This is a genomic window from Roseovarius conchicola (genome assembly GCF_041403425.1).
GTDB lineage: Bacteria > Pseudomonadota > Alphaproteobacteria > Rhodobacterales > Rhodobacteraceae > Roseovarius > Roseovarius conchicola.
Genome location: NZ_JBGEHK010000003.1, coordinates 526,035 through 552,243, shown reverse-complemented (window position 1 = coordinate 552,243; position 26,209 = coordinate 526,035). Strand labels below are relative to the sequence as shown.

Here is a 26,209-nt window from a genome sequence, read left to right as displayed (position 1 = left end):
GGGCCTCCTGCTGTCGGGCTGCTGGCATGGAGCCCGGATAGAATGAACAGCTTAGTTGACGCATCTCCCCGCGCGTTCGAGGTTCTCAATTTTTGTGCCACTCACCGTGCTCCCTTGATGCCGTTGTCAGATGATACAATCTGCCTTGAGATAGGTGATCCCGGGACGCTGGATCGCACAAAATATCCACAGATCATCAACTGCTTCGATGAAGCTCCCGAAACACACCCTTATCGCCGGGAGCTGGCTCTGGTTGCAGCCCTGATTGCCGCAAGTCGTTTCCTTCAACGCACGAAGGTTGACCCTGAGACGCTGGTCAACTTCATGACCTATCGTTTGTTTGTCATGCCCTTCAAAACGGAGCATCATGCTGCGCCAGCGCAGCTGAACTTTCTCACCCCTGACGAAGTTGGCGCATATCAAGAACATGTCTCACCTGCACAGGCCTCGACTCCGTTTCTGCTGCCGTTTTTCTTCCATCGGGAAAGGATTGAGGTCAGCTATGGGGAACGGCACAATCCGGCTTACTTTCCAAGGTTCATGCAATGCGCGGTCGATGAGGGCGTGCTGGACGAATTCGAAGCAGAGCAGTGCAGACAGAACGTCTTGCACCTGACTGCGATGGGCGCAGGGCGAATGCCAGCCAGAGTGTTTTGCGACATATCGGACAAGGCAGAACAGGTTGTGTTTCGTTTCCTTCGTGATTTCACACCGGCGCGTGCGGATGAAGAAAGCTTCCAGGTTGCACTTTATCTGTATGAACGACTTGCCGTATATCTCTTGGAAAAGCATATCCGCGACCAATACGCCATTCTGCCACGACATATCTTTGGGTATTGGACATTGGTGGACGAGAACCGGCAGCATATTGCGGGATCTTACGAATTGGGATGACACGTTGATTGACTTGAACCTTTCAAGCAGTCACCTCTCTGGTGTGCTTGAGTTCCACAGACTTGAAAGGATGTTGGGATAGATGCCGCCACTCGACCGCCGTGCTGATAACAGGTCCACGCTCCACTTTTGCATCACGCATAAAGAACTGGATATTCCCCTGCAGGATCATTTGATTTTGCTTGAGATCGGGGACAGGGGAAGTGTCCCGTCGGCTGGTGGCAACAAGGTCATCAATTGCTATGACGAATTGCCGGGCGCCCGAGTCCATCGCAAGAAACTGGGCGCGATGCTTGGTGTCTTCGCGGCGCGACATTATCTGTGCAGAGCATTTGAAGAACTGGATTTCTCAGTGAGCCTTTCGACGTATCGCACTTGCATGATGCATGAAAGAAACGAAGAAAACTTCATGACCGGCATACAAATGAACCTGGTCACGCCCGAACAGGCATCCCGCTTGACTGGGAAAATGATACAACCAGACACCTCATCAAAGTGGCTTCTTCCGCAACCGATAACCGTCCCGTCTGTCGGCGCACAATACGCGAAAGCACATCATCTGGAAGATCTTGAGGTCTATCTTTCGATCGCCATCGAAGAAAATGTACTGGCCGATCACGAGCTCACGCCATTTCTTGAAAGCAAGACACTTCTGCCCGGCTGCTTCGGTGTTAGCTTGATGCCAGCGCAGGTGTTTTGCGATGTTGGCGAAAAGCTTGAACGTGTCGCCAATCGCTTTCTTGAGGGTTTTTCGGTATCAAACCGCGACAGCTATCAAATTCGCGCTGTAGATTTTTGCAGTGAACGTCTTGGCAGCTTTCTGATCGCAAAACATCTGACGCGCGTCTATGGAACTCTGCCGAAAGAATTCTTCGGATATTGGACGCGCGTGTCTGCCGATCTGGTTTGCACGTCAGGCCACATGTCGGATTGAGACGCAAGCGCGTGTACGGTTTGACGGGCCTTGTCTCAACAGTGGAACGCACGGTTCCCAAGATAGGAAAGCTTCGATGAAAATTGTCGTTATCGGAGCATCCAACTCAATCATTGGCGAACGTGGCTACATTGATGCGCTTCGAGAAACCAATGAGGTCACGAACCTCTCCGCCGGGGATATTCCGGTATTCTTTGTATTGTCGAAAATACTGACGCGCCAGCATGATATCGCTCAGGCCGACTATGTCATACTGGATCATACAATCAGTGACCGGATAGCGTATTTTCCCAAACTTCGCGAGCATTACACCCGCCAGATCGAGGACATTTACCGTGTTTTGATGTCCATCAATCCAAATGTCATCTGCGTGGTTTTCCCGTTGAACCTGCCAACAACTAACAATGAAAAATATCTGGAAGAACTAGAGGATATCTGTCTTCGACATAACGTCCATTTTGTTAATCTCCAGCCTATCGTGGCAGAGCCTGCCTTCTTTGAAGAGATTGCTCATGTTCATTGCGAAGTCTCTTATCTGATGGGCCTTTCCCTGTCTCGGTTCATTGCAGGTCTAAAGCCCCACCAAAGAATAGCAGCAGAGGCGCTAAGGCATCCCTACATCATTTGTGAGGCACGCTCGGTGTTTCCCGGCAAAGAGGTTTTCCGGTTCAAAAGCAGTCTCGCAGAAGCGGATTACGTCGTCATCGATGACAGGATGGCGTTGGAGTTCGAACGCGAACATCAAGCCCTGTACATCGAATATGTCGTGATCAGGGATGATCCAAAATGGCTGGCGATGAATGTGAACGGTGCTGCACATTACTATGGGGGCCTAGATATCACAGGGGATGTCATGTCTGGCGATGCTTCCAGAAGCTTTGTTTTTTCTCCGGTTGATGATGAAAGAGAACTGCAATTGACCTATGAGAGAGGTCAGGCCATCTCCTCCCGTTACTCTCCCATGAATCTGGTGCGTTTGATTTTTCAAAGGGGTGATCGCACCGTTAGTTCACCGCAGGTTTCATCTTTTGAGAAAATGGATTTTGATCTCGATACGCTTCTCAAACCTCTGGATAAGCTCAGCCAAAGCGGGTGGTTCGAAAAAGTTCAGGACATTTCAGAGCAATCTAGCGAAATCATTCAGCGATTTGGCCAGAAGGGAATGGTTGATCACAAAAGGTGTTTTGCGGAAGCCGTCGAAAACGGAAACAAGATACGAGGAAAACGCATGGACCTGTTTCGGAAGAACGAACACCACCTGAAGTATAGAGACTGATGTTCAGCCGCTCCGTCTAACCGGAGCCGTCCCGCGGCTTTTTGGCAAGACACGTTGCTCAGGATCAGGGCGACGTCGGACTACACCTTGATCTCAAAACGCTTTAGGATCCGCGATAGGTTTTGAATTGCTTGTAGGCCAGCATATGGGCTGTGCCAGAGGCCAAGCTTTGCAAAAACTGATCAAGACAATGCGACACATAATGGCGCTGTGCCTCGATCCGGGCCTCTGCTTCCTCCGCGTTGCTTGCCGTTAGCTGCTCAAGAACGTTGTGCCGTTTAAGAGACAATACGCTGAGACGGTCGATAATTTGCCCGACGGTTTCGGAATTGACATCAAAGCCGTCAAGCTCAGCTTGGGGTCGCAACGTAAAAAGCCCAACCACTGTTGCGTCGATTTCCTCCATAAAAGAGGAACGCATAAGGTTTGACGCATCCAGGCTGCGCTTGTGTTCCATCAGGACAGTATCTGGTTGATTTGCCCGCGACAGGTCATCAGCTTTCCAGGAGAAGGAATTGCACGAGTGCAATCCGTTCAACAGAAAATCCAGGGGGCCGTTTGCATCCCTGTAGTAGCTGTCCAGAGGAGACTCGGCCCATTGCAGATTCAGGATCTGAAAGCGCTTCGTGACAGCGTCTGAATTCAGCAGCTGAAGCGCGCGCTCTTGAGTGTCCATCGTCACATTCCAATTTGAAGCACATAGTGCTTACTATGCAGCAGGCTTCGCGCTTTTACATTGACGCTGAATCATCGTCTAGTACGATGCATCGATGATTTTCCTGTAGCAGTGCATTGGTCAGTGGCAAAGAGTCTTACTTCCATCCGCGTCAACGGCAGCGGTCCATATTGCAGGAAACATCGCCATGGCGGGTAGTTCACCTCAAGAACGCGGCCGAAACCCAAGAGTTCTGTTCGTCTCTGATTTGGCGGAATCAAAGGGGCACATATACCGTGTTCTCCACAACGTGGCTGCATTGGAAAGTGCAGGATTGAAGGTGTCTTGGGCAGGGTACTCCGAAGGAACTTATGACAGGATCAACCAGGCAGATATTGTCATTCTGTTTCGAGGGATGTGGGACGATTTCACAAGCGGTCTTTACGCCTGCTGCCGCAGACAAGGCATTCCGATAGGGTTTGACATAGATGACTTGATCTTTGATTCAGAAGTGTTGACCGAAAAAAATTTCGATTTCCTGAGACTAACAGCTCCGGCAGTTCGCGAAGACTGGTTGGTAAACCGAATTGGGAATTATCGGCGTGCCATCCTTGAATCCGATTTCTGTACAGTTTCTACTTTGCCATTAGCCACGGCGGTGGAGAAGCTGCAGATACCTGCCTACGTCTTGCAAAATGGTTTCGACGCCAAGATGTTGAGGTCAGCCAATGAAGCACTTATTGAGTTTGCCGATAAACCGTCATCGCATGATGGTTGGTTTCGTCTGGGCTATGCCAGCGGCACCCCGACGCATCAAAAAGACTTTGCAACCATAGCGCCGACCTTGTGCGAGTTGATGGATGACAGACCTGACCTCTTGCTTTCGATTGTCGGTCACTTGAACATGGGCGAATTTCCGGAACTTGACCGGCACAAAGACCGCATCGAAACGCGCCCCCTGGTTCCGCATTCTGAGTTGCTCCGGGAATATGCGCGCTTTGATGTGAATCTTGCTCCGCTCGAAATCGGAAACCCATTCTGCGAAGCAAAGAGTGCACTAAAATACGTTGAAGCAGCACTGGTCGAGGTGCCAACTGTGGCAGCAGCAACATTGCCATATCGCGAGGTTATCACGAATGGTGAAACGGGCTGGACCGCTCAAAACCCGAAGGAATGGCGCGCTCGGATTGGCGAGCTGATCGACAATGCTGTCGCGCGCAAACAGTTGGGGAAAAACGCCCGACAAAATGTTCAAGAAACACTGGGCCCCGAAGCCAAGTATATGGAATTGCAGCGCATGTTTTCATCAGTTGCGCGTCTATAGATACAATCGCGTCAGGGCCTAACTCACGAGAAATAGACGCGCGCGCCCAGATGGCTGACCGAGCGCCTGGTGATACAACCCGAACGATCACACTCTCTCTGCGCCTTAGCTGATCGGCGTGACATTCCGCCTGAAGGTTCCAGCCGACCATGAACGAACCAAACGTGACAAACCAGCGGGGGTTTCACCAAAGGTGCCCACACGGCTCAGGACAGTTTCTCTCAACGCCTCGGGCACCTCTGTCTGAAAGGGCTTGGCCGTTTCGCTGCGGTAATGTGCCAGCGGATATAGATATCCATCGGTGCGCCATCTTTTTACATCATATTTGCTGGAGAATTCGGTGCTTTGGAAAAGAGTTTTCTTGAAGGGAACAGCAATGCAGGTCGCCCGGAAATACGCAATTAACGCGTCAATTTCATCGGCCGTTTCGGTGCGATCTGCGGGTAAGGTATCACGCAAGCCAAGCTCGAGCAGTTCAAGCGTGTCTGGCAGCAAATTCAACCGTGCCTTCACCATGGTCTGATAGAGAATATTGCCCCCGACCTTCCCGGAAATCAGATCGTCGTAGGCGTCTCGTGCCCAATCCATGCAATCGTCCGACGTATCGAAAAGTTCGGTTTGACTCTGGTCGAGATAGCTTTGGATGTTCGTGCGAAAAGCCGCCGAAGCATTTGTGATGTTTCGATGAATCCCATCGACAAGCTGGCGTGTGCCGATGTTGTAGGCAGCGGCCAGTTTGAAGGCTTCTTCAAACATTCGTTCGGCCCAGAAAATCTGTATCACCAGATGATATTCGCGAAACGAGATGTAGTCTTCGAAACTCAACGTCGGCGTGGCATAGGTGACTTCTTCGGTTTCGGCGACTATCCGGCCTGTTCCGAAATCACCAATGCAATTTGCAACCAATCGGAACCGGGTTTCAAAACCGTGCTTCTTCCTTTCGGCTGGCGTCGCCAGAATCGAGCCGGGGAGAAGAAGCAATTGACTTGCGGACAAAGCCAAAACTCCCAAATCCAGAAGCTTTTTTGCACCCACTTCAAGACTTTCCAGCGTCTCCCCGGGCAGACCGATAATCAGATCGGCGTAGCTGTCATAGCCACGTTTATGGGTCCGTTTCTGAATTTCTTCATACACATCAACACGAATGTTAGAGCGCTCGATCGTTGCCAGCACGCCTTCATCCATGGACTGCACAGAAGCTGTCATCGACAGGCGTCCGTGTACTTTCTCCTGAACGCGTAAAATGCGTTCGGGGTTGTTTTTCCCGGTTGTCGTGCGAAGCATCTTGGGCCAGTCGTAGCGCGCAATGAGCGCACCCAGATAGTCTGCAACGGCCTCATCCTCGCGATACATACCAAAATTATCATCTGCAATGGCAAGCGCCGTCGTGTGGTCAATCCGATCAGCAATGTAATCAAGCTCTTCGGTTATGCGCTCGAAGGAATGCCGATAAGCCTTGTTGTTGGATTTGACGGCAGAGTTGCAAAAAGTGCAGCCAAAGGGGCATCCGCGCACAAGCTGAATCTTGGGAAACAAACCCGTCTGAAAGAATTTATCCATAAAGCCCGACAAGTAAGGCGATGGAATATCATCCAGGTTGCGCAACCTGGCGACCGGCGCGCCGCGATGAACGGTGTCAGTCTCGTTGCCACGGGTAAGACAGCCGGGAATGGAATCATGGAGCGCGTCACGCCCATTGTCTACAAAGCGCTGCAAACACTCAGTTAATGCAACTTCGCCTTCATAAGTGTTGCCCAAAACATAGACGTCGATTGATGGCATGTCGTCGCGAAAACGGGCCAGTTGCGAGGTCTGATCCAATGGGAAATTAGGGCCGCCCATCACTGTAACGATATCCGGATGCAATGACTTCGCGAAGCGTGCGAATTCCAGGCTCAACCGGTAGTTCCACATATAGTTTGAGACACCCAACACATCAGGCGCATCATCCAAAAGGCGATTTCGCAACTCGTCCGGATCACGGAAAATCTCGATATCCAGGCCGGTCGCCACCTGCAGTTTAGCGGTGAGATAGGTTGCCAGGGTTCCGGCCCCCAACGGAAACGCATCCACTGATTGGGTTGTTTTTGAGTACGCCAGATCCGAGATCCAGATTTTCATGTTCTCGCCATTTTAATATGGGTGCCCCTATTGGTCTGAACCTGATGCGCTTTGTCACTGCAACCAACCAGTTGCACGGCTATTCCTTTGAATGCCAGAGGGGGTCTGCCGTCAACACCAAACCGCAATGGGCCTTCGGTTGTAACCCCACGCCTCACGGGCGCTTCTTATTGCCGACTACTAATTGTCAATCATCGAACCCGTTCGCCGTCGACTCGAGGATGATGATCCGGGTCTTCAAACAAGGCACAGTGTTTGGCAAGTCATCCACACCCTGCGAGAGCTACAGGAACACACCAGACTCAGGAGCGCTGTCGCAGAGGATAAATGCGTAAACAGCCATCCTGGCCTTCGCTCACCTCGGCTTTGATGCCGTACATCAGGCTCAAGGTATCCGGGGTAAGAACTTGTGTGGCTGTACCCGATGTCACCGCGCGGCCCCATTGGAGTGCGAGAAACCGATCGGCAAATTGTGCGGCGAGGTTCAGATCGTGCATCGCCACGCCGATGATCGTGTCGGTGGACGCCGCATGATCACATAACCGTTCCAGCGCCAGCAATTGATGCCGTAGGTCCAGTGCCGCGGTGGGTTCGTCCAGCAACAGGACTTTCGGGGCCCGGAACAGGGCCTGGGCCAGAAACACCAGTTGACGTTGCCCGCCGCTGATCTCGTCAAGCCCCCGGGCGCGCAGGCCGGTCAGGCCGAACACCTCCAGTGCGGCCATCGCCTGCTCCACAAAGTCTGACGGCACCCGCATTTTCAACGTGCCCACCCGGCCCAGCAATACCACCTCCAACACTGTCAGCGACGAGATCGCACCCAGATCCTGCGGCATGTAGCCAATCTGGTGGCGCCGCTCGGCCGGGGCCAGCGATGCACCTGACAGGGCAACCTCACCGTCTGAGGCCTGCAGCCCCGCCATCGCCTTCAGCAACGTGGTTTTCCCGGCACCGTTGCACCCGATCAGCGCTGTCACCTGACCGGCGGGCCAAATGTCGGTGATACCGCTCAGGATTTGGGTGGGGCCGTAGGACACCGAGAAATCGTGGATGGACAGGCTCACCAATGCCTCCGTTGATGTCTGAGGATCAGGAAAAACAGGAACGGTACGCCGATCAGGGCCGTGACGATGCCAATCGGTACTACCCCGCCGGGTGACACCAGCTTGGACAAGATCGACGCTCCGGTCATGGTGATCGCGCCGGTCAGGGCCGACATGGGCAAAAGGATGCGTTGATCCTCACCCACCAGCATCCGGGCGATATGGGGGGCCACCAGCCCGACAAATCCGATCGTACCGACAAAGGCCACGCCCCCGGCTGTCAGCAGGGCGACCAGACCAAACAGCTTGATCCGCAGCCATTGTACATCCACACCAATCGCCGCCGCGCGGGCATCGCCCAATCGCAAGGCCGTCAATTGCCACAGGTTGGGCAAAACCGCGAGGCTGGCGAACAAGAAGATCACCGCCACAATCGGCACATTTGTCCAACTGGCTTTCAGCAGCGAGCCGAACAGCCAGAACACGATGGATTGCAGGATTTCGGGCGAGGCCATGTACTGCACAAGGCTTTGCGCCGATTGGAACATGAATAGGGTGGCGATCCCGGCCAACACCATGATTTCCGGGCTCATCCCGCGGACACGGGCAAAGGCGAAAACGATCACCGCCGCGACGGCACACATCACGAACGCTGCCAGAGGGACAGTCAGCCAGGGCACAAAGGGCAGGGTGATGCCGCTGAGAATGGCAAGCCCCGCGCCAAACCCGGCAGCCGCCGAAAAGCCCAGCGTATAGGGGCTGGCCAGCGGATTTCCGAGGATGGTCTGCATATGCACCCCGGCTGTGCCCAGAGACATGCCCACCAGAATGGCCATCAAGGTCATCGGCAGGCGGATGTCCTGCACGATAATGCGGGTGGTCGCGCTGGCACTTCCAGGCGCAAACAACCCGCGCAGCACATCGCCGACGCTCAACATCGCAGGGCCGGTCAGAATGTCGATGATCACCAAAGCGCCCAAGGCCGCCGCCGTGGCCCCCAACCACGCCAAGCGACGCGCCATCAGACGGCCATAGGCCTGCACGGCCGGGGCGTCCGGCGATGTCCCGGAGCCGGCCTCGGCCCGCTCCGGGTTTGGCAGCATCATGGTAGCTGCGTCATGTAAGTGCCTTTGAACGTGATCGGCATGTAGGTTTCAAAGAACCGATCCAGCGAGGCTTGCGGGTCAAGATCGGCGAATGTGTCGGGATACATCGCCTTGGCGAGGAACTGCAGGAAGGCATAATCATAAAGCGTGCGGTTGCCGCCGTGATAGATGCCAAACACATCGCCATTCTTGACCGCCTCCAGATCGGCCCAGCCGGGACGCTCCATGTATGCGGCCATACGCTCATGGGTCAGCGCGCTATCGACGCCCGGCCCCATGATCACCGCCTGATCGCGCCCGGCCCAGCCCGACCCGGCCAGCATGATCACTTCAGGGTTCTGCGCCAGCACATATTCCGGACTCAGCTGGCCCCAGCTGCTGATCTGTCCATCAGCAATGTTGGTCGCACCCAGCTGTGTGATGACGGTGCCCCATTGGGTGCCCGAGTAGGAATTGTCGATCTCATCCTTACCCTTGCGGCCCAGTTCGACATAGACCTTGGGGGCTGCGCCCTCGGGGATCGACGCCAGACTTTCCATGATTTTGCCAACCTCGCCGGCATATTCATCCGCCAGGGTTTGGGCGCGGGCCTCTGCCCCCATGATTTGCCCCAGCAGCAGGGTGGACTCGACATGTTTCTCAACCGTCTGTGCATTGTAATCCAGCACCACAACCGGGATGCCCGCAGCCTCGATCCGGTCGGCCATCTCACCCAACGCATTGTACTGCCAGGCCGCCATCAGGGCGACATCGGGTTCGGCGGCAATCACCGCTTCAAGGGAAAATGTGCCGGATTCCACCTCGCCCACATCGGCCAGCTCGTTCAGGCGCGGGATCGCAGCGGCATAGGTCTGCCATTGCAGATTGCGCCAGCCCTCCCAGGTATCTTTCGAAATGGCGACGACTCGGTCATAGGCGTCAGGGCCGCCCACGGCCATGAAGTCTTCGTAGTAGAAGCCCAGCAGGATGCGTTCGGGGTTTTCCGGAATCTCGACGCTGCGGTCCAGCGTGTCGGTCACGGTGATGGTGTTGGCCCAGACGGGCAGGGCAAAAGAGGCCGCGAGGGCGGCAGCGGCAACGCCGCGTGTGAAAGATGAAAGCATGGATTTTCCTTTGAAACACATGAGGATGTCACCGCCATCGAGGGCGGTTCTAAGGTCAGGTCAGATCGGTGTGATCAAAGGGTCGGGGGCGCGCGACTTTGAAATGACGCGGTCAGGCGCAGAGGAGGGTCCAGATCCGCCGCCATCGAGGCACGGGTTTGAAATCCATACTCGAGCGCACTCCATGAGACATCGCCGCGTGCGGTACCAGTGACGGCAACACCGAAAGACTGACACCAATCGCATCCACCCGTGATAACTTGTTCAACAGGCTCACCGGTTTCAGGATCAATCAGGATCTGCGTGGTGCCATAGGACGAACAGATCTCGATCTGCATCGCATTGACCGGGGTGCCCACGATCATGCCTGTCATGGCAAACTGGGTCAGCAGCCATGTCAGCGCTGGGAACAACATCCCGAATTTGATGAATCGTGACCGTTTCACGGGTTCGCGCATCCCTCCGTTTGTGATTGCAGTGCTGGCAGCTTTTCTCGAGACGGTCAACCGAAGCTGGTCCGGTGCGACGATTGGGCGGTGGGGCTTTCATCCCTCGTGGATTGCGATAAGGTTTCCCCTCTGTTTGCTGTCGAAATGCCCCCGATGCCCGATCCTTCGCCCTTGTCCTTGACCGACCGCGCCCTTGGCGCGTTTTGGGGACTCGCCTTGGGTGATGCGTTGGGCATGCCGTCACAAACCCTGACATGCGCTGAAATCAGGGCGCATTACGGCCAGATCACCGATTTCATCGCGCCGTTCGAGGATCACCCGTTTTCTCACGGCTTGAAGGCCGCGCAGGTGACGGATGACACGGAACAGGCGCTGTTGCTGGCAATGCGGCTGATTGCTGAACCGGGTGGGTTTGATGCGGTGGGATGGGCCAAGGACCTGTTGGCGTGGGAAGCCGATATCCGGTGCCGCGGTCTGCGCGATCTGTTGGGTCCGTCTACTAAGGCGGCTCTGGATGCCATTCTGGCGGGTGTCGATCCCGACGAGGCGTCCAAGGGCGGTACAACCAACGGGGCGGCGATGCGGGTTGCCCCGATCGGGATCGCCACAGCGGCGGATGATATCAAGGCGCTGGTCGACCAGGTCGAACTGTCCAGCCGCGTGACCCACAACACCGGCGAGGCGATTGCCGGTGCCAGCGCCGTCGCCGCCATGATCAGTGCGTTGCTGGACGGCGCGACGATTGAAGCTGCCTTTGGCATCGCTCTACAAGCTGCTAGCGAAGGCCAGAAACGTGGGCATGCGGCGGGCGTCTCCGATATGGCCGCACGGATCGAGGCAGCGGTGACCTTCGCAAAGACTGCACCGGGTGTCGAAGGCTTTGCGGATGCCGTGGGCACCTCCGTGGCCTCTCATCATGCCGTACCGGCGGCCTTTGGCCTGCTGTTCATGAGCGCTGGGGATGCGTGGGCCACCGCCGTGATGGCCGCCAATATCGGTGATGACACCGACACGATCGGGGCCATTGCGGCCGCCATGGCCGGGGCCGCCTCGGGGATGGCCGCGCTTCCGCAAGGTAAACTGGCGGCCTTGCGCGCGGCAAACGACCTTGAGATTGCTGGGATCGTTGACGGCCTGTTGAACCTGCGACGCAAGGGGATATCCGAATGAGCGATCCTTCTCGTATCCTTCAACTCCACGGCGTGATTGTCGACATAATCTACAATGTTGATGCTCTGCCTGAGCGCGGGGGAGAAGCCATTGTCACGGGATTTCAAACCACCCCGGGCGGCGGGTTCAACGCAATGGTGGCCGCGTCGCGCATGGGCGCCGAGGTTCATTATGGCGGGGCAATAGGCACCGGGCCGTTTGGGCAGATGGTCACTGCGGCACTTGTCGATGAAGGTATCCGCGCGCTGCAAAAACCCGATCCGGCGCGGGATCAGGGCTGCTGCACAGTTCTGATCGAACCCGATGGCGAACGCAGTTTCGTGGCCCATGAAGGGGCCGAGGGGCATGTCTCGCTGAATGACCTGACCGCGTTGCCACAGGATGATTACCCGTGGAAAATCCTGTCGGGCTATGCGCTGCATTACCCCGGCTCATGCCCGGCTTTCAGCAATTGGCTGCGCGGTGACACGCCGATCACCGGGCTGGTGTTTGACCCCTCGCCGGTGGCGGCGGCCTTGCCTCAAGACGCCCTGAGCGCCGCACTATCAAAAGCAACATGGGTCAGCGCGAACCTGACCGAGGCAGAGATACTCACAGGCACAAAAGACCCCGTGGAGGCCGGATTGATCCTTTCCAAGAACCGCGCTGACGGCGGGGCCATCGTGCGCATCGGGGCCGAGGGCTGCGTGTTGGCGCTAGGCGAGAAGGCGGTTCATCTACCCGCCCATCCGGTCGAGGCCATTGACACCAACGGCGCGGGTGACACACATATTGGGGCATTTGTTGCGGCGCTGGCGTTGGGCAAACCGCCCGTTGATGCCGCTCGCATCGCCAATATTGCCGCGGCCCTGTCGACTACCCGACCGGGCCCCGCCACCGCTCCCACCCGCGTTGAAATCGCGCGTATCGAAGACATTACATAGGGTGGCACCCACCCCAGCCTGACAGAGGAGACTTCTCATGACCCATCTCAAACCTACGCTTTTCGCATCCGTGCTGGCCCTTGTGGCCAGCGGCGCTGTGGCCGATGAAATCCGTGTTCTGAACTGGCAGGGCTATGGCACCGATCTGGATTGGGCCGTAGCCGAATTCACCGAGGCCACGGGCCACACCGTGGTGCATGAGTATTTCAATTCCGAGCAGGAAATGCTGACCAAGCTACGCACCAATCCCGGCGCCTATGACGTGGTGCTGATCAACGCCGCCTTCACCCCGCAGGCGCAGGAAGAAGGGCTGATCGGGCCGATTGATGTCTCATTGGTGGAAAATATCGGCGATGTCGCGCCTGACTTTCTGTCCAACGCCGCGCTGAATGCCGGGGGAGAGTTGCACGGTGTGCCATGGACCTGGGGCCTGACCTCGTTCGCGATCAACACCTCCTCGGTGTCCGAGGCACCGACCTCAATCAAGGTGATGTGGGACGAGGCCTATAAGGGCCGCGTGTCGATCCGCGATGATGCGTTGGAAAGCGTGCAACTGGCCGCTCTGGCCACCGGGCAGGACATTAATGATATCCAAGACCTCGACGCCGTGAAGACTGCGCTGGCCGATCTGATGCCGCAGATCCGCACCTTCTGGGGCTCGGAAAACGACTGGAATCAATTCATGGCCGCGGGTGAGCTGGACATGGCCACCTTCTGGTCCGGCTCGGCGGCGCGCTCGCAAGCCTCGGGCCTGCCGGTGCAGTTCGTCGTGCCCGAGGAAGGCGCGATTGGCTGGTTGGACGGCTTGTCGATTCCGGCCACATCGGAAAAGAAAGAGGCGGCTCATGCGTTCATCGACTGGATGATCGACCCGGATTTCTACGTGCGCTGGGATGCTGAAGGCGCGCCTGCCTCGGCCAACTCAGCTGCGGCTGCAGCCCTTTCTGAGGATGCGTTCAACCGCAAGGTTCTGGGCGATCCGGCTGTGGCGGCGCTGGTTCAGTTCCAGGAACCGGTGTCGGACGAGACCCGCGAGAAATACCTTGCGTTGTGGCAAGAGCTGAAAGCGGCGCAATAACGCCGTGACAGCAGGGGCAGGGGAATGAGCATGTTCACCCGAGACGGCGCGCGCGCCACTGCCCTGTTGTCGCCTGCCTATCTATGGCTGACAGCAGCGATCTTCCTGCCGCTGTCGGCGATGCTTTATTTCAGCCTGCTCTCGGACGTGCCCTTCGGCGAGGCCGAGTGGGAGTATACGTTTGAAAACTATCAGGCGTTTTTCCAGACCGGCACCTATGCGGCCCTTCTGTGGAAATCGCTGAAACTGGGGCTGACCGTCACGGCGATCTGCGTTCTGATTGGCTTTCCCTGCGCCTATGTGCTGGCCAAGGTGATCAAGGGGCGATCGCGCGAGGCATTGTTTTTGTTGATCATTCTCCCGTTCTGGTCCAACTCTCTGGTGCGGATCTTTTCATGGGCCATCGTTTTGCGCGGCAATGGTGTGCTTGATCTGGCGCTGAACGCTATCCTGCCGTTTGATGTCCGTTTGGGGCTGATGTTCACGCCCTCTGCTGTGGTGATCGGGCTGGTGCATTCCTATCTGCCTTACGTGATCCTTACGACCTATCTGGCGCTGCAAGCGATTGACGACAATCTGATTGATGCCGCGCGTTCGATGGGGGCCAAGAAACGCACGATCCTGTGGCGGCTGATCCTGCCCCTGTCGCTGCCCGGATTGCTGGCGGGTGCGGTGCTGGTCTTTGTCCCAGTTGTCGGCTCGTTCATGGAGCCGCGTATCCTGGGCGGCCGGTTCGGCACCTATTACGGCACGGTGATCGAGGATCAGTTTGTGGCGGTGTTCAACTGGCCCCTTGGCGCGGCCTTGTCCTTTATCCTGCTGGCTGTGGTGCTGGTGATCCTTGCGGTGTTCAGCCCCATCCTGCGAAAGGCCCAGACATGAGCGCCCGGTTCCTGACCCTTCTTGGGCGCGGCTGGTTGATCGCGATCCTGATCTTTCTCTACGCGCCGATTGTGATCATGGCACTGATGTCATTCAACGCCTCACCTTACTACCAATTGCCGTTCGAGTTCTCGACGCAATGGTATGGCGATCTGGCCCAGAATGCCGAGATCAAGGCGGCGGCCACCCGTTCGGTTCTGATTGCCATTGCCACAACGTTGATTGCCACCGTGCTGGGCACCGCGGCAGCGATTGCGCTGTTCCGCTATGAATTCCGGGGCAAGGCGATTTTTCAGGTGTTGTTGTTCCCACCCATCGCCATCCCCTGGCTGATCACCGGCACGGCGATGCTGATCTTCTTCTACGGGATTGGTATTGGCCGGGGCACGCCCTCGGTTCTGATCGGACATGTGGCGCTGGCGCTGCCGTATGTGATCGTCGTGGTCATGGCCCGGCTGGCGACGTTTGATAAGACACTGGAAGAAGCCGCGCGCTCGCTGGGGGCATCCAGCTGGACGGTGACATGGCGCGTCACCCTGCCATGGATATTGCCGGGCGTAGTTGCGGGCGCGCTCTTTGCCTTCGCGGTCAGCTTTGACCAGTTCGTCGTGTCCTACTTCCTGTCCGAACCGGGGGATACCACCTTGCCGGTTCTGATCTATACCTCGATCCGCAAAGGGTTCACGCCGGAAATCAATGCGGTCTCAACCCTGATCATTGTGGTGTCCATGGCCATCATGCTGATCGCCGCGCGGTTTTCAAATTTCGGAGGGCGCCGCTGATGTCTCAGGTGTCCGTGGAACATATCACCAAGACTTTTGGCAAGCTCAAGGCGCTGGATGACGTGTCGATGGAGTTTCCCGATGGCGGCATGTTTGCGCTGTTGGGCCCATCGGGCAGCGGCAAAACCACGCTGCTGCGCGCGATTGCGGGATTCATCCGGCTCGATGCCGGGCATATTCGTCTTGGCGATGTTTCGGTCGAAAATGTCCCCGTGGAAAAGCGCGATATCGGGATGATGTTTCAGAATTACGCGCTATTTCCCAATCTCAGCGTGGCGGACAATATCGGCTTTGGCCTGCGGGTGCGCAAAGTAGGCGCCTCGGAAGAAGCGCGCCGCGTAAAAGACGCGCTGGAGCTGGTGCAGCTGGGCGATCTTGGCGCGCGCAAACCACACGAGCTGTCAGGCGGACAACGCCAGAGGGTGGCTTTGGCCCGCGCCTTTGTGACCAATCCGCGGGTGCTGTTGCTGGATGAACCGCTCTCGGCGCTGGACAAGGCCTTGCGGATCGATATGCAGATCGAACTCAAACGTATCCAGCGCGAGATTGGTATCACCACGATTTTTGTCACCCACGATCAGGATGAGGCGCTGACCCTTGCCGACAAGATCGGCATCCTGAAAGAGGGGCGGATGGTGCAATCCGGCCCGCCACGAGACGTTTACAACAACCCCGCCAGTGTCTTCGCCGCCGAGTTTCTGGGTGAGGCCAATATTTTTGAAGGGCAGGCCGCACAGGGCAAACTGACCCTGTCTGACGGCACCGTCATCACGATCCCACCCGGCACCGAGCAAGCAACTGCCTTTGCTGTGCGTCCCGAAAACATGGGCATCTCGGTGCAGTCGCCTTCGCAAGACGGGGCCAATCACGTGCCCGGCCATCTGGTGCAGCGCGTCTTTGCCGGGGCCATGGCCACCTGCATTGTCGAGGTCTCGGGCCGTCGGATGAAAGTCATCGCGCGCGACCGTGACTTGCCGGATCTGCCCGAGGCAGGCCCGGTCTGGCTGAGTTGGGATCCGCAGAGCGTTATTCCGATTGAAAAACCGTGACACAGGGGTGCTAGAGGGGCTGAATTATCCGTCGGTGCGTGGTTTTTGGGTCAACATTGACAATTTTTGTTGGTAATTGTTGAGAGTTGCGCAGATCGCCCCAAATAGGGCAGGATCATCAAACTATTAGAAGCAGGAGTTTCCGTGTCTCTATTCCTCATTGTGGCGCTGCCGTTTTTTGGTGCGCTTCTTCCCGGTTTGATGAATTCCGCAGGGCGCGCCGCCTGTGCCGGCGTAACCTTCACCATCACATTGGCGGCCTTTATCGGCCTGTTGACCAACCTGCCTGCCGTGATGGCGGGCGAGGTGTTGATGGCGCGGGTCGAGTGGATCCCCTCGCTGGGGTTGAATTTCACACTGATGCTGGATGGGCTGGGCTTTTTCTTTGCCATGCTGATCCTGGGCATTGGCTTGCTGATCATTGCTTATGGCCGTCATTACCTGTCACGTAAGGATAATATGGGTGAGTTTTTCACCTACTTGCTGCTATTCCAGGGCGCGATGGTGGGCATCGTTCTGAGTGATAACATCCTGCTTTTGCTGGTGTTCTGGGAACTCACGTCGCTGTCCTCTTTCCTGCTGATCGGCTATTGGAAACACCTACCCGAAGGTCGGCAAGGTGCGCGAATGGCGCTGACCGTGACCGGCATGGGCGGATTGGCCATGATTGGCGGCATGCTGATCCTTGGTCAGATCGCGGGCAGTTATGACCTGAGCGTGATCCTGCAGAACCGTGAACTGATTCAGGACAGCCCGCTGTACCTGCCTGCGCTGATCCTGATCTTGCTGGGCTGTTTCACCAAATCAGCGCAGTTCCCGTTCCATTTCTGGTTGCCTCACGCCATGGCCGCGCCGACGCCTGTGTCGGCCTATCTGCACTCGGCAACGATGGTGAAGGCCGGGATATTCCTGATGGCGCGGATGTGGCCTGTCTTATCAGGCACCCCGGAATGGTTCGTGATCGTCACCACCGCAGGCTTGGTCACCATGGTGCTGGGCGCGGTGATCGCGCTGTTCAAACATGACCTGAAGGCGCTTTTGGCGTTTTCGACGGTTAGCCATCTTGGCCTGATCACCATGCTGCTGGGCACCGGAACCGCCTTTGGTGCCATGGCTGCGGTGTTCCACATTCTAAATCATGCGACTTTCAAGGCCGCCTTGTTTATGTCTGCCGGGATCATTGATCACGAAGCCCATACCCGCGATATCCGCCGTCTTGGGGGCTTGCGCACGCTGATGCCGGTGACCTTTGTGATTGCCACACTGGCCGCTTTATCGATGGCGGGTATCCCGCTGCTCAACGGGTTCCTGTCCAAGGAAATGATGCTGGAAGAGGCCAATCATACCGTGTTGTTCAACACCTGGTGGCTTGTCCCGGCACTGGCGGTTCTGGGCTCACTGTTCTCGGCCGCCTATTGCTTCCGCTTTATCAGCCATGTGTTCCTTGGGCCGGTGCGCGAAGACTACCCGGCCACGCCGCATGATCCGGGCAAGGGCCTGTGGTTGCCGCCTGCCATTCTGGTGGTGCTGGTCGTCGTTATCGGAGTGGCGCCGTTCCTGGCCACCCCGCTGGTGAAAACCGTCACCACCGCCGTTATCGGCGATGCGGCAGAGCTGCCCAAGGCCTATATCAAAATCTGGCATGGGTTGGTGCCTGCGCTTTACATGTCGATTGCTGCCGTGGTCGGTGGCTTGCTGATGTTGCTTGTCTACAAGCCTGCCCTGCGCCTGTGGGACGCGGCCCCGCGGCCCGAGGCCAAGGTGATTTTCGAGGCGATTGTCGAGGCGTGTGCCACCGCTGCGCGCGGGTTTATCCATGGCCTGCACAATGGTGCATTTTCGCGCTATGCCGCCATTGCCTCGGTCGCCATAGTCGCATCGGGATACTATGCTTGGAGCACCGGCACAGTGGGGGCAACCACGCGTGAAATGCAACCGATCGTTCCGGTGGCATTGGCGGGCTGGGTGATGTTGGTCGCGGCGACGCTGGGTCTGCCTTTCCTGCATCGCAATCGCCTGTTGTCGTTGATCCTGATCGGGATTGTCGGGCTGATGGTGTCAATCGGGTTCGTGTTCTTCAGCGCGCCCGATCTGGCGATGACGCAGATCACGGTGGAAGTGGTCACCATCATCCTGCTTCTGCTGGCGCTGAACTTCCTGCCCAACCGGACCCCGATTGAAAGCACGGTACTGTTGCGCGTGCGGGATGTCGGTATCGCCGTTGCCGGGGGGCTTGCCACCATGGGGCTGTCTTACCACTACCTGCTGCGTGATGCTGTTGCGACGCCGATCTCCGAATTCCACCTGGCAAATTCCTATAAAGGCGGCGGTGGCACCAATGTGGTCAACGTGATCCTGGTCGATTTCCGGGGCTTTGACACCTATGGCGAAATCATCGTGTTGGGCATTGCGGCCCTGCTGATCTATGCGCTGACCGAAACGCTGCTCGATGGGCCCGTGCGGGCGCGCCTGCTGAACCGCAAACCGGATCAGCCGCGCGCAGGCAATATGCATCCGATGATGATGGTTGTGCTGACGCGGGTGATCATGCCGGTTGTGCTGCTGGTCGGGTTCTTCATTTTCCTGCGTGGTCACAACGAACCGGGCGGCGGGTTCATCGCGGGTTTGGTCGTGTCCATCGCGGTGGTGATGCAATATATGGCCAGTGGCTTTAACTGGGCCTCGGCGCGGCTGCGCTATCCCTATCACGGGGTGATTGGCACCGGCGTTCTGGTGGCCGGGTTCACGGGCATCGGATCGTGGTTTGTAACCAAGCCCTTCCTGACCAGCGATTTCACCTATGTGCGCATCCCGCCCTTCGAGAAATTCGAGCTGGCCACCGCCGCGCTGTTTGATGTGGGTGTCTTCCTTTGTGTCGTCGGTGCCGTGATGCTGTCGCTGGAAAGCTTCTCGCGGCTGGCGCGACGCCACGAGCCACCTGAGACAGATCATGCGATGGATATCGATCCGTCGCGGGATGATCCATCAACCGACAGTCCTCAGATGAAGGAGGGCGTGTGACATGGAACTTCTGGTTGCTTCTGCTATCGGCATCCTGACGGCCGCAGGTCTCTATCTGGTCCTGCGCCTGCGCACCTTCCCGGTGATCCTGGGTATCTCGCTTCTGACCTATGCGGTGAACGTTTTTCTGTTCGCCTCAGGGCGGTTGGTCATGGGGGCACCCCCTATTCTGACGGATGCCACGACCTATACCGATCCGCTGCCACAGGCATTGGTGCTGACGGCCATCGTGATTTCCTTCGGTATGACGGCGGTGATCGTGATGATCGCCCTGGGGGCTTATCTTGGATCGAACGATGATCATGTGGACGATCTGATCGACGAAACATCCAGGGCGGAGGACGGGTCATGAGCCACCTGATCATTCTGCCTGTCGTCCTGCCTGCGATCCTCGCGCCCTTCATCGTTCTGGCGGCGCGGTATCATATTGGCATCCAGCGGGTCTTTTCGGTCGTCGGCGTCGCGGCGCTGATCGCCATTTCGGCAATTCTGGCCTGGCAGACCTCGGATGGATCGGTGATCCTCTATCAGCTTGGCGATTGGGCGGCCCCCTTCGGTATCGTGCTGGTGGGCGACCGCCTGTCGACCCTGATGGTGCTTTTGACGTCAGTGTTGGCACTGTTCGTGCTGCTCTATTCCATAGGATCAGGCTGGGACGATCGTGGGCGGCATTTCCACGCGCTGTTCCAGTTTCAGTTGATGGGCATCATGGGCGCGTTTCTGACGGGCGACCTGTTCAACCTCTTCGTGTTCTTCGAGGTTCTGCTGATCGCCTCTTACGGCCTGATGATTCATGCCGGGGGCGACACGCGGTTGAGGGCAGGGGTGCAATATGTGCTGTTCAACCTGATCGGCTCGACCCTGTTCCTGTTTGCCCTAGGCTCGATCTATGCAGAAACCGGGACCTTGAACATGGCCGATCTGGCCGCGCGCGCAGAGTTGATCGGGGCCGAGGAAACCGTTGGTATCCGTGTCGCCGCCGTGCTGTTGCTTTTGGTCTTTGCCATCAAGGCCGCGCTTGTGCCGCTGCATTTCTGGCTGCCCTCAAGCTATGCCGAGGCCCCGGCCCCTGTCGCCGCCCTGTTTGCGATCATGACCAAGGTGGGCGCCTATGCGATCATCCGGGTCTATACCATGACCTTCCCACCTGACCTTGAGGTCACTGCCGGGTTGCATGGGATGTGGCTGATGCCTGCCGCGCTGATCTCGCTGGCGATCGGGATGATAGGCGTGCTGGGCGCGAAGAAACTGGACCGGTTGGTGACCTTCTCGGTGATCGGGTCGATGGGCATGGTGATGGTGGCGATTTCGCTGTTCACGCCCGAAGGCATTGCGGCGGCCGTGTATTACATCGTTCATTCCACGTTGGCAGCTGCGGCACTGTTCCTGATCGTCGATCTGGTCCGGACGGGTCGCGCGCATGTTGACCTGACCGTGGCCCGTCCCGTGGTGGGCGGGGCGCTGACCGCCGGGCTGTTCTTTGCAGCTGCGATTGCCATGGCCGGCCTGCCGCCGCTGTCAGGCTTCGTGGGCAAGCTGATGGTGCTTGAAGCCAGCTATGCCAACGCGCAGATGCCGTTGATCTGGGCGATTGTTCTGGGGTCCAGCCTGATTGCCATTGTCGGCTTTGGCCGCGCGGGCAGCGTGGTGTTCTGGAAAGCCCATGACAGCGGTACCCCCGAAGATGCCGAGGCGGATGCCGACATCGCCCGCCCCGCCGCGTTGTCCTATGTGGCGGTGGGTGGCTTGCTGGGCCTTCTCATCGCGCACACGGTTTTTGCCGGGCAGGTGCATGCCTACACCACGGTGATGTCCAAGCAACTCTTCTCACCCGAGCCGTACATTTCTAAGGTTCTTGAGACACCCGGCAAGATGAGCAAACCGGCGGAGGGCTATTGACATGAGACGAACGTATCGCTGGCTTTTGCCTCATCCCTTGCTCACCCTGCTGTTGGCGGTGGTGTGGGTTTTGCTACAAAACGAGGTCTCGGCCGGGATGGTTGTCTTCGGCATCATCCTGGGCGTGATCATCCCTTGGGGGACATCCGTGTGGTGGCCCGACACGCCGCGTGGGTTCCGCATCGGGCGCATGATCACCTACACGCTGATGGTGATCTGGGATATCATGGTGGCCAATGTTCAGGTGGCCTGGATCGTGCTGACCAAGCCCAATTCCAAACTGCGCCCTGCCTGGATTGTGATCCCGCTGGATCTGGTGCAGCCCGAGGCGATCACCGTGCTTGCGGGTACCATCACCCTGACCCCGGGTACCGTGTCGGCAGACTTGTCTGACAATGGGCACAGCCTTTTGGTACATGTGCTGCACACTGATGACCCCGATGCCGTGCGCGACGAGATCAAAACCCGGTACGAGGCCCGCCTGAAGGAGATTTTCGTATGAGCCTTGCCACAGACATCATGTACACATCCGTCTATATCGCCTTTGTCGCGCTGGCACTGGCGCAGGGCATGTCGATGATCCGGCTGGTGATCGGCCCCACGACCGGGGACCGCATCCTGGCATTGGACACGATGGTGGTGAACGCCATCGGCCTGATCGTGTTGCTGGGTATATCGCAGGGCACGCGGATTTACTTCGAGGTCTCGCTGATCATCGCGATGCTGGGATTTGTCTCAACCGTGGCGTATGCACGGTTCGTGCTGCGGGGGGATATCATCGAATGATGCAAATCATCGCTGCATATGCCATCGCGGCCTGCCTGCTGCTGGGGGCCTTTTTTGCCATGGTCGGTGCCATCGGCATGCTCAAGTTCAACGATTCCATGACCCGGTTGCATGCCCCGACCAAGGTGGGGACGATGGGTATCGGCTCTCTGATGCTGGCCGCGATCCTTTATTTCTGGACCTTCGGCGAAGGATCAATCCACGAGCTTCTGATCATGGCCTTCCTGTTTGTGACAGCGCCCATTTCGGCCAATTTCATCGCGAAGGTAAACATCCACAAACGCGCCTGTGACACGCCGCCTGCACCGGCCAAGGATGACACCTGGTCAACTTTGAACGTGCCCGAAGAAGACCTTGAAGTCGTGCCGATGAAAGAGGAGTGAGGCGGCTCATGTTGTGCGTGTCAATCGATACGACGCGCCAGCCATACCGTTTGACCACCGCACTCCGGATCTTCGATCGCATGCTCAACCACATCAAAGCCATGGTTGTCGAGCAGTGTTTCATATTCCGCAGTATCAAGGCTTGAGTGGTACAAAGGTTCGCCCTCAAACGTACCAATCGCCTCGCCGTGGCTTGGCCCGCTGGTGAACATCAGTGCGGCCTCTTTGGCGCAATGCTCGCGAAGCACGCGAAACATCTTGCGCTGGTCATCAGGGGTTAAGTGGAAAAAGCTGTTCCAGGCGATCACGCCGCCAAATTGCTCGTCGAGCGCCAACTGCCGCATATCCCCAACGGTCCAGTTGCCCGATGTTAAAGAGTCTCTTGCAATCGCAATCAGCTCTGGGGAGCTATCAACGCCGCTTACGTGAAATCCATTGTCCAGCAGGTGGCGGCCAATGGGGCTTCCAAAGCCGCATCCAAGATCCAGAACCGAGGCACCCGGTGTCAACAGGTCGGTGAATTTCTGAAGCCATTTTCGTTCCGGCAGAGCATGCCCGCGCTGTTTCACCCATGCGTCGGCATGCCGTCGATACAGCCCTATGATCTGCTCAGCTTCGGTGCTCATGCCCCCTCGGCGCTACTGATCTGATAGGTTGATTTTGCCAGCCAATCGGGGCTGATCTCGATCCCCCAGCCGGGGGCATCGGTGACACGGGCATGGCCGTCCTCGATCTGATAGGGATCATGCGTGTAAAGCCCGTATTGCCATGGGTAGTAATCTGACTCTTCGATGGAAAACTCCAGATACTTGCCTTTGCCGGAAATGGCGCGCAGCAGGTGCATGGTGAACAGCGTGATCAGCGAGTGGTTGGCACAATGGGGTGTGATCGGCAGGCCCGCTGCCTGCGCCATCCGGCAGACCCGCAGGGTCCGGCTGATCCCGCCGAGATAGAGGATATCGGGCTGCACGATATCGACGGCGCGCATGTCGATCATCCGCTTCCATGTCGGCAGATCGCAATCCTGTTCGCCGCCGGTCACGTCAATCTCCAGCGCCTCGGTCACCTGTTTGGTCTGCTCCATCTCCCAATAGGGGCAGGGTTCTTCGTAATGTGAAAACCCGTGGTCCTGCAGCATATGCCCGACCTCAATCGCGCGGCCGGACGAATAGCAGCTATTGGCATCAATCAGCAGGGCCACGTCATCACCCATCTCGCGGCGCATGGTTGGAATGATCTCCTCTGTTCGTCCCGGCCATTCATCGACATTGCGGCCCACCTCGGCCCCCGCGCGCACCTTGAAGGCGTCAAAACCATGGGCGTCGCGCAGGCGTTTCATTCGCGTGGCCTCGTCCGTCGGGGTGATGTCGCGTTTCATTGAACTGGCATAGGCCCGGATCGTGCCCGCGCTGCCGCCCAGAAGTTCGGCCACCGGCTTGCCCGCCTGTTTACCGCGCATGTCCCAGATCGCCGTGTCCAACCCACCCATGGCGCGGCGCAGGTAAGAACCCGGAAATTTATGTTCCCGCTCGGCCACGAGATCCAGAAGGTCATCCAGATTGCTGGTGTCCTGGCCCAGTACCCAGGGGGCCACCTGCCGGTGCAGCACCTGACAGGTGATGTCGGAATGATAGGTCGAGACCTGCCCCCAGCCCTGGCTGCCATCCTCCATGGTCACGCGGACAAAGCCGACGAATTCGTTTGTGAAACTCTCAATAGACTTCAGTTTCATCTGGCGTCCTCCCGGATGATATCGGCTGCTTTTTCGCCCACCATGATGGCGGGCGCGTTGGTATTGCCCGACGGGATCGTCGGAAAGATCGAGGCATCGGCGACGCGCAAGCCTTGGACACCATGCACGCGCAGGCGTTGGTCGACAACTGACTGCGCGGGGTCGTCACCCATCCGGGCGGTGCCGCATTGGTGGAACACGGTCCAGCTGTCGCCGCGAATGTGGTCCAGGATATCGGCGTCGCTTTCGATATCCGGACCGGGTTCCAATTCGGCCTTGGTGATCCGTTGCAGGGCAGGGGCCATGGCCATGCGCCGCATCAGGCGGAAGCCGCGGATCATCATGGCGCAATCTTCATCCGTAGACAGGTAGTTGCCCTGCATCTCAGGCGCGTCGCTTGGGTCGGGTGAGCGGATTGCTACATATCCTGCACTGGTGGGTTTGCACGGGTTAAATCCCAGCCGGAAGGCTGGAAAGGGATCGGGGTTCATCAACGGGCGCACACCGGCCGGGGCACGGCTGTAGCTGAGCGGTGAGAAGTAAAGCTGCAGATCGGGCGGGCCATCGCCCTCTTGCAATCGCACGAACCCGCCGCCCTGATTGAGGCTCATCGCCAGCGGACCTTTGCGCGTCAGAATGTACTGTAGCCCGGCCAGCCCCTTGCCCCACCACGGGCGCAGCACCTGATTGAGGCTGGGCTGGGTGGCGGAAAACAGGAAGTCGACGCCCAGATGGTCCATCAGGTTCTGGCCCACATGCGGGGTGTCCTGCACCACTTCGATCCCCAACTTTTGCAAGAGCGCACCGGGGCCGATGCCAGACAGCTGCAAAAGTTGTGGCGTGTTGATCGCCCCGCCGCACAGGATCACTTCGTGCGCAGCTTTGGCCACATGGGTAGCGCCGTTTCGGGTGTATTCCACACCGCTGGCACGCTGACCGTCAAACACCACACGCTGCATCATCGCGCCGGTTTCGATCTGCAGGTTTGCCCGCCCTGCGGCTGGTTTCAGATAGGCCTGCGCAGTCGAGGCGCGTTGGCCGCCCCGCGTGGTAATCTGATAATAGGCCGCGCCTTCCATCTTATCGGCGTTGTAGTCAGTGTTGTGGGGAATCCCGGCCTCGCCCGCGCCCTCGATATAGGCTTGGGTCAGGGGATGCATGGCACCGGTCATATCGGTGATGCTCAGCGGCCCGCCGGTCCCGCGATCAGGATGGGCCGGACCCTGCCAATCCTCCATCCGGCGGAACACAGGCGCCACGTCATCCCAGCGCCAGCCCGGCCCCCATTCGTCGAAATCCGTCTTGTGCCCGCGCACATAGACCATCGCATTAATCGCCGAGGACCCGCCCAGCCCCTTGCCGCGGGGCCAGTACATCGGGCGGTCATTCAAATGCGGTTCAGGCTCGGTGGTGTATTTCCAGTTGAAGCGTGCATCGTAGAAAGTCTTGCCATACCCGATCGGGATATTGACCCACGGGTGGCGTGCGCGCCCGCCTGCCTCAAGCAACAGAACGCGCACGCTCGCATCCTCGCTCAACCGCGCCGCCAAGGCCGCGCCCGCCGAGCCTGCGCCGACGATTACATAGTCAAACGCCATC

General features: G+C 57.8%; 25 protein-coding genes. 16 read left to right on the top strand and 9 right to left on the bottom strand.

Features of this window, described 5'->3' with window-relative positions:
- Window positions 1–42: 42 nt before the first annotated feature.
- From V6N02_RS11925 to V6N02_RS11915, 3 genes are all read left to right on the top strand, one after another.
- Entirely contained in the window at window positions 43–894 is an 852-nt protein-coding gene (locus V6N02_RS11925; protein WP_371225806.1) for a hypothetical protein, read from the top strand.
- Between the two features lie 82 nt (window positions 895–976).
- Window positions 977–1,828, top strand: a complete 852-nt coding sequence (locus V6N02_RS11920) for a hypothetical protein (RefSeq protein WP_371225805.1) — start codon at window positions 977–979, stop codon at window positions 1,826–1,828.
- 76 nt (window positions 1,829–1,904) lie between these two features.
- Window positions 1,905–3,104 (top strand): hypothetical protein, encoded by a 1,200-nt coding sequence (locus V6N02_RS11915; protein WP_371225804.1) that lies wholly within the window; start codon window positions 1,905–1,907, stop codon window positions 3,102–3,104.
- A gap of 103 nt (window positions 3,105–3,207) precedes the next feature.
- On the opposite strand, the gene V6N02_RS11910 is transcribed toward V6N02_RS11915, so the two are convergent.
- Entirely contained in the window at window positions 3,208–3,780 is a 573-nt protein-coding gene (locus tag V6N02_RS11910; protein WP_371225803.1) for a DUF4254 domain-containing protein, read from the bottom strand.
- Between the two features lie 187 nt (window positions 3,781–3,967).
- On the opposite strand from V6N02_RS11910, the gene V6N02_RS11905 reads away from it, so the two are divergent.
- The gene (locus V6N02_RS11905) at window positions 3,968–5,083 is read left to right on the top strand and encodes a glycosyltransferase (RefSeq protein WP_371225802.1); all 1,116 of its coding nucleotides are present in this window, start codon (window positions 3,968–3,970) and stop codon (window positions 5,081–5,083) included.
- A 105-nt stretch (window positions 5,084–5,188) separates the two neighbouring features.
- Here V6N02_RS11905 and V6N02_RS11900 read toward each other — a convergent pair whose 3' ends face one another.
- The 5 genes from V6N02_RS11900 to V6N02_RS11880 all read right to left on the bottom strand — a co-directional run bounded on the left by V6N02_RS11900 (window position 5,189) and on the right by V6N02_RS11880 (window position 10,902).
- Window positions 5,189–7,204: a B12-binding domain-containing radical SAM protein gene (locus V6N02_RS11900; RefSeq protein ID WP_371225801.1), complete on the bottom strand. Its 2,016-nt coding sequence runs from the start codon at window positions 7,202–7,204 to the stop codon at window positions 5,189–5,191.
- Between the two features lie 302 nt (window positions 7,205–7,506).
- Window positions 7,507–8,268 (bottom strand): ABC transporter ATP-binding protein, encoded by a 762-nt coding sequence (locus V6N02_RS11895; RefSeq protein WP_371225800.1) that lies wholly within the window; start codon window positions 8,266–8,268, stop codon window positions 7,507–7,509.
- The gene (locus V6N02_RS11890; protein WP_371225799.1) at window positions 8,265–9,353 is read right to left on the bottom strand and encodes a FecCD family ABC transporter permease; all 1,089 of its coding nucleotides are present in this window, start codon (window positions 9,351–9,353) and stop codon (window positions 8,265–8,267) included. The genes V6N02_RS11895 and V6N02_RS11890 overlap by 4 nt, the downstream gene beginning before the upstream one ends.
- Complete coding sequence (locus tag V6N02_RS11885) at window positions 9,350–10,456, bottom strand: ABC transporter substrate-binding protein (RefSeq protein WP_371225798.1); 1,107 nt, start codon at window positions 10,454–10,456, stop codon at window positions 9,350–9,352. Before V6N02_RS11885 ends, V6N02_RS11890 begins: the two co-directional genes overlap by 4 nt.
- 74 nt (window positions 10,457–10,530) lie before the next feature.
- Entirely contained in the window at window positions 10,531–10,902 is a 372-nt protein-coding gene (locus tag V6N02_RS11880) for a hypothetical protein (protein ID WP_371225797.1), read from the bottom strand.
- A gap of 156 nt (window positions 10,903–11,058) precedes the next feature.
- On the opposite strand from V6N02_RS11880, the gene V6N02_RS11875 reads away from it, so the two are divergent.
- From V6N02_RS11875 to V6N02_RS11820, 12 genes are all read left to right on the top strand, one after another.
- Window positions 11,059–12,075, top strand: a complete 1,017-nt coding sequence (locus tag V6N02_RS11875) for an ADP-ribosylglycohydrolase family protein (protein WP_371225796.1) — start codon at window positions 11,059–11,061, stop codon at window positions 12,073–12,075.
- Window positions 12,072–12,998, top strand: coding sequence for a PfkB family carbohydrate kinase (locus V6N02_RS11870; RefSeq protein ID WP_371225795.1), 927 nt, complete (start codon window positions 12,072–12,074; stop codon window positions 12,996–12,998). Before V6N02_RS11875 ends, V6N02_RS11870 begins: the two co-directional genes overlap by 4 nt.
- Window positions 12,999–13,035: 37 nt before the next feature.
- A complete protein-coding gene (locus V6N02_RS11865; protein WP_371225794.1) occupies window positions 13,036–14,076 on the top strand; it encodes an extracellular solute-binding protein in 1,041 nt (346 codons plus the stop codon).
- A gap of 24 nt (window positions 14,077–14,100) precedes the next feature.
- The gene (locus tag V6N02_RS11860) at window positions 14,101–14,958 is read left to right on the top strand and encodes an ABC transporter permease (protein ID WP_371225793.1); all 858 of its coding nucleotides are present in this window, start codon (window positions 14,101–14,103) and stop codon (window positions 14,956–14,958) included.
- Complete coding sequence (locus tag V6N02_RS11855) at window positions 14,955–15,740, top strand: ABC transporter permease (protein WP_371225792.1); 786 nt, start codon at window positions 14,955–14,957, stop codon at window positions 15,738–15,740. The genes V6N02_RS11860 and V6N02_RS11855 overlap by 4 nt, the downstream gene beginning before the upstream one ends.
- Complete coding sequence (locus tag V6N02_RS11850) at window positions 15,740–16,789, top strand: ABC transporter ATP-binding protein (protein ID WP_371225791.1); 1,050 nt, start codon at window positions 15,740–15,742, stop codon at window positions 16,787–16,789. Before V6N02_RS11855 ends, V6N02_RS11850 begins: the two co-directional genes overlap by 1 nt.
- Window positions 16,790–16,933: 144 nt before the next feature.
- Entirely contained in the window at window positions 16,934–19,810 is a 2,877-nt protein-coding gene (locus tag V6N02_RS11845; RefSeq protein WP_371225790.1) for a monovalent cation/H+ antiporter subunit A, read from the top strand.
- A gap of 1 nt (window position 19,811) precedes the next feature.
- A complete protein-coding gene (locus V6N02_RS11840; protein WP_371225789.1) occupies window positions 19,812–20,162 on the top strand; it encodes a Na+/H+ antiporter subunit C in 351 nt (116 codons plus the stop codon).
- Entirely contained in the window at window positions 20,159–21,709 is a 1,551-nt protein-coding gene (locus tag V6N02_RS11835) for a monovalent cation/H+ antiporter subunit D (RefSeq protein WP_371225788.1), read from the top strand. The genes V6N02_RS11840 and V6N02_RS11835 overlap by 4 nt, the downstream gene beginning before the upstream one ends.
- Before the next feature lies 1 nt (window position 21,710).
- The gene (locus V6N02_RS11830; RefSeq protein ID WP_371225787.1) at window positions 21,711–22,211 is read left to right on the top strand and encodes a Na+/H+ antiporter subunit E; all 501 of its coding nucleotides are present in this window, start codon (window positions 21,711–21,713) and stop codon (window positions 22,209–22,211) included.
- Window positions 22,208–22,495 carry a K+/H+ antiporter subunit F gene (locus V6N02_RS11825; RefSeq protein WP_371225786.1) on the top strand — a complete coding sequence of 96 codons (288 nt, stop codon included), beginning with the start codon at window positions 22,208–22,210 and terminating at the stop codon, window positions 22,493–22,495. The genes V6N02_RS11830 and V6N02_RS11825 overlap by 4 nt, the downstream gene beginning before the upstream one ends.
- The gene (locus tag V6N02_RS11820) at window positions 22,495–22,878 is read left to right on the top strand and encodes a Na+/H+ antiporter subunit G (RefSeq protein WP_371225849.1); all 384 of its coding nucleotides are present in this window, start codon (window positions 22,495–22,497) and stop codon (window positions 22,876–22,878) included. Before V6N02_RS11825 ends, V6N02_RS11820 begins: the two co-directional genes overlap by 1 nt.
- A 20-nt stretch (window positions 22,879–22,898) precedes the next feature.
- Here the strand turns inward: V6N02_RS11820 and V6N02_RS11815 are convergent, their stop codons facing one another.
- Genes V6N02_RS11815 through V6N02_RS11805 form a run of 3 tightly spaced genes read right to left on the bottom strand, consistent with a single transcriptional unit; the run spans window position 22,899 to window position 26,208 of the window.
- Window positions 22,899–23,504, bottom strand: a complete 606-nt coding sequence (locus V6N02_RS11815) for a class I SAM-dependent DNA methyltransferase (protein WP_371225785.1) — start codon at window positions 23,502–23,504, stop codon at window positions 22,899–22,901.
- Complete coding sequence (locus tag V6N02_RS11810) at window positions 23,501–24,610, bottom strand: mandelate racemase/muconate lactonizing enzyme family protein (protein ID WP_371225784.1); 1,110 nt, start codon at window positions 24,608–24,610, stop codon at window positions 23,501–23,503. The genes V6N02_RS11815 and V6N02_RS11810 overlap by 4 nt, the downstream gene beginning before the upstream one ends.
- Entirely contained in the window at window positions 24,607–26,208 is a 1,602-nt protein-coding gene (locus V6N02_RS11805; protein ID WP_371225783.1) for a GMC family oxidoreductase, read from the bottom strand. Before V6N02_RS11805 ends, V6N02_RS11810 begins: the two co-directional genes overlap by 4 nt.
- Window position 26,209 lies beyond the last annotated feature (1 nt).

Bases quoted from the DNA above. Each gene is read 5' to 3' on its own strand.
- V6N02_RS11925 (WP_371225806.1), top strand. From the start codon at position 43: ATGAACAGCTTAGTTGACGCATCTCCCCGCGCGTTCGAGGTTCTCAAT.
- V6N02_RS11920 (WP_371225805.1), top strand. From the start codon at position 977: ATGCCGCCACTCGACCGCCGTGCTGATAACAGGTCCACGCTCCACTTT.
- V6N02_RS11915 (WP_371225804.1), top strand. From the start codon at position 1,905: ATGAAAATTGTCGTTATCGGAGCATCCAACTCAATCATTGGCGAACGT.
- V6N02_RS11910 (WP_371225803.1), bottom strand. From the start codon at position 3,780: ATGGACACTCAAGAGCGCGCGCTTCAGCTGCTGAATTCAGACGCTGTC.
- V6N02_RS11905 (WP_371225802.1), top strand. From the start codon at position 3,968: ATGGCGGGTAGTTCACCTCAAGAACGCGGCCGAAACCCAAGAGTTCTG.
- V6N02_RS11900 (WP_371225801.1), bottom strand. From the start codon at position 7,204: ATGAAAATCTGGATCTCGGATCTGGCGTACTCAAAAACAACCCAATCA.
- V6N02_RS11890 (WP_371225799.1), bottom strand. From the start codon at position 9,353: ATGATGCTGCCAAACCCGGAGCGGGCCGAGGCCGGCTCCGGGACATCG.
- V6N02_RS11885 (WP_371225798.1), bottom strand. From the start codon at position 10,456: ATGCTTTCATCTTTCACACGCGGCGTTGCCGCTGCCGCCCTCGCGGCC.
- V6N02_RS11875 (WP_371225796.1), top strand. From the start codon at position 11,059: ATGCCCGATCCTTCGCCCTTGTCCTTGACCGACCGCGCCCTTGGCGCG.
- V6N02_RS11870 (WP_371225795.1), top strand. From the start codon at position 12,072: ATGAGCGATCCTTCTCGTATCCTTCAACTCCACGGCGTGATTGTCGAC.
- V6N02_RS11865 (WP_371225794.1), top strand. From the start codon at position 13,036: ATGACCCATCTCAAACCTACGCTTTTCGCATCCGTGCTGGCCCTTGTG.
- V6N02_RS11860 (WP_371225793.1), top strand. From the start codon at position 14,101: ATGAGCATGTTCACCCGAGACGGCGCGCGCGCCACTGCCCTGTTGTCG.
- V6N02_RS11855 (WP_371225792.1), top strand. From the start codon at position 14,955: ATGAGCGCCCGGTTCCTGACCCTTCTTGGGCGCGGCTGGTTGATCGCG.
- V6N02_RS11850 (WP_371225791.1), top strand. From the start codon at position 15,740: ATGTCTCAGGTGTCCGTGGAACATATCACCAAGACTTTTGGCAAGCTC.
- V6N02_RS11840 (WP_371225789.1), top strand. From the start codon at position 19,812: ATGGAACTTCTGGTTGCTTCTGCTATCGGCATCCTGACGGCCGCAGGT.
- V6N02_RS11835 (WP_371225788.1), top strand. From the start codon at position 20,159: ATGAGCCACCTGATCATTCTGCCTGTCGTCCTGCCTGCGATCCTCGCG.
- V6N02_RS11830 (WP_371225787.1), top strand. From the start codon at position 21,711: ATGAGACGAACGTATCGCTGGCTTTTGCCTCATCCCTTGCTCACCCTG.
- V6N02_RS11825 (WP_371225786.1), top strand. From the start codon at position 22,208: ATGAGCCTTGCCACAGACATCATGTACACATCCGTCTATATCGCCTTT.
- V6N02_RS11820 (WP_371225849.1), top strand. From the start codon at position 22,495: ATGCAAATCATCGCTGCATATGCCATCGCGGCCTGCCTGCTGCTGGGG.
- V6N02_RS11815 (WP_371225785.1), bottom strand. From the start codon at position 23,504: ATGAGCACCGAAGCTGAGCAGATCATAGGGCTGTATCGACGGCATGCC.
- V6N02_RS11810 (WP_371225784.1), bottom strand. From the start codon at position 24,610: ATGAAACTGAAGTCTATTGAGAGTTTCACAAACGAATTCGTCGGCTTT.
- V6N02_RS11805 (WP_371225783.1), bottom strand. From the start codon at position 26,208: ATGGCGTTTGACTATGTAATCGTCGGCGCAGGCTCGGCGGGCGCGGCC.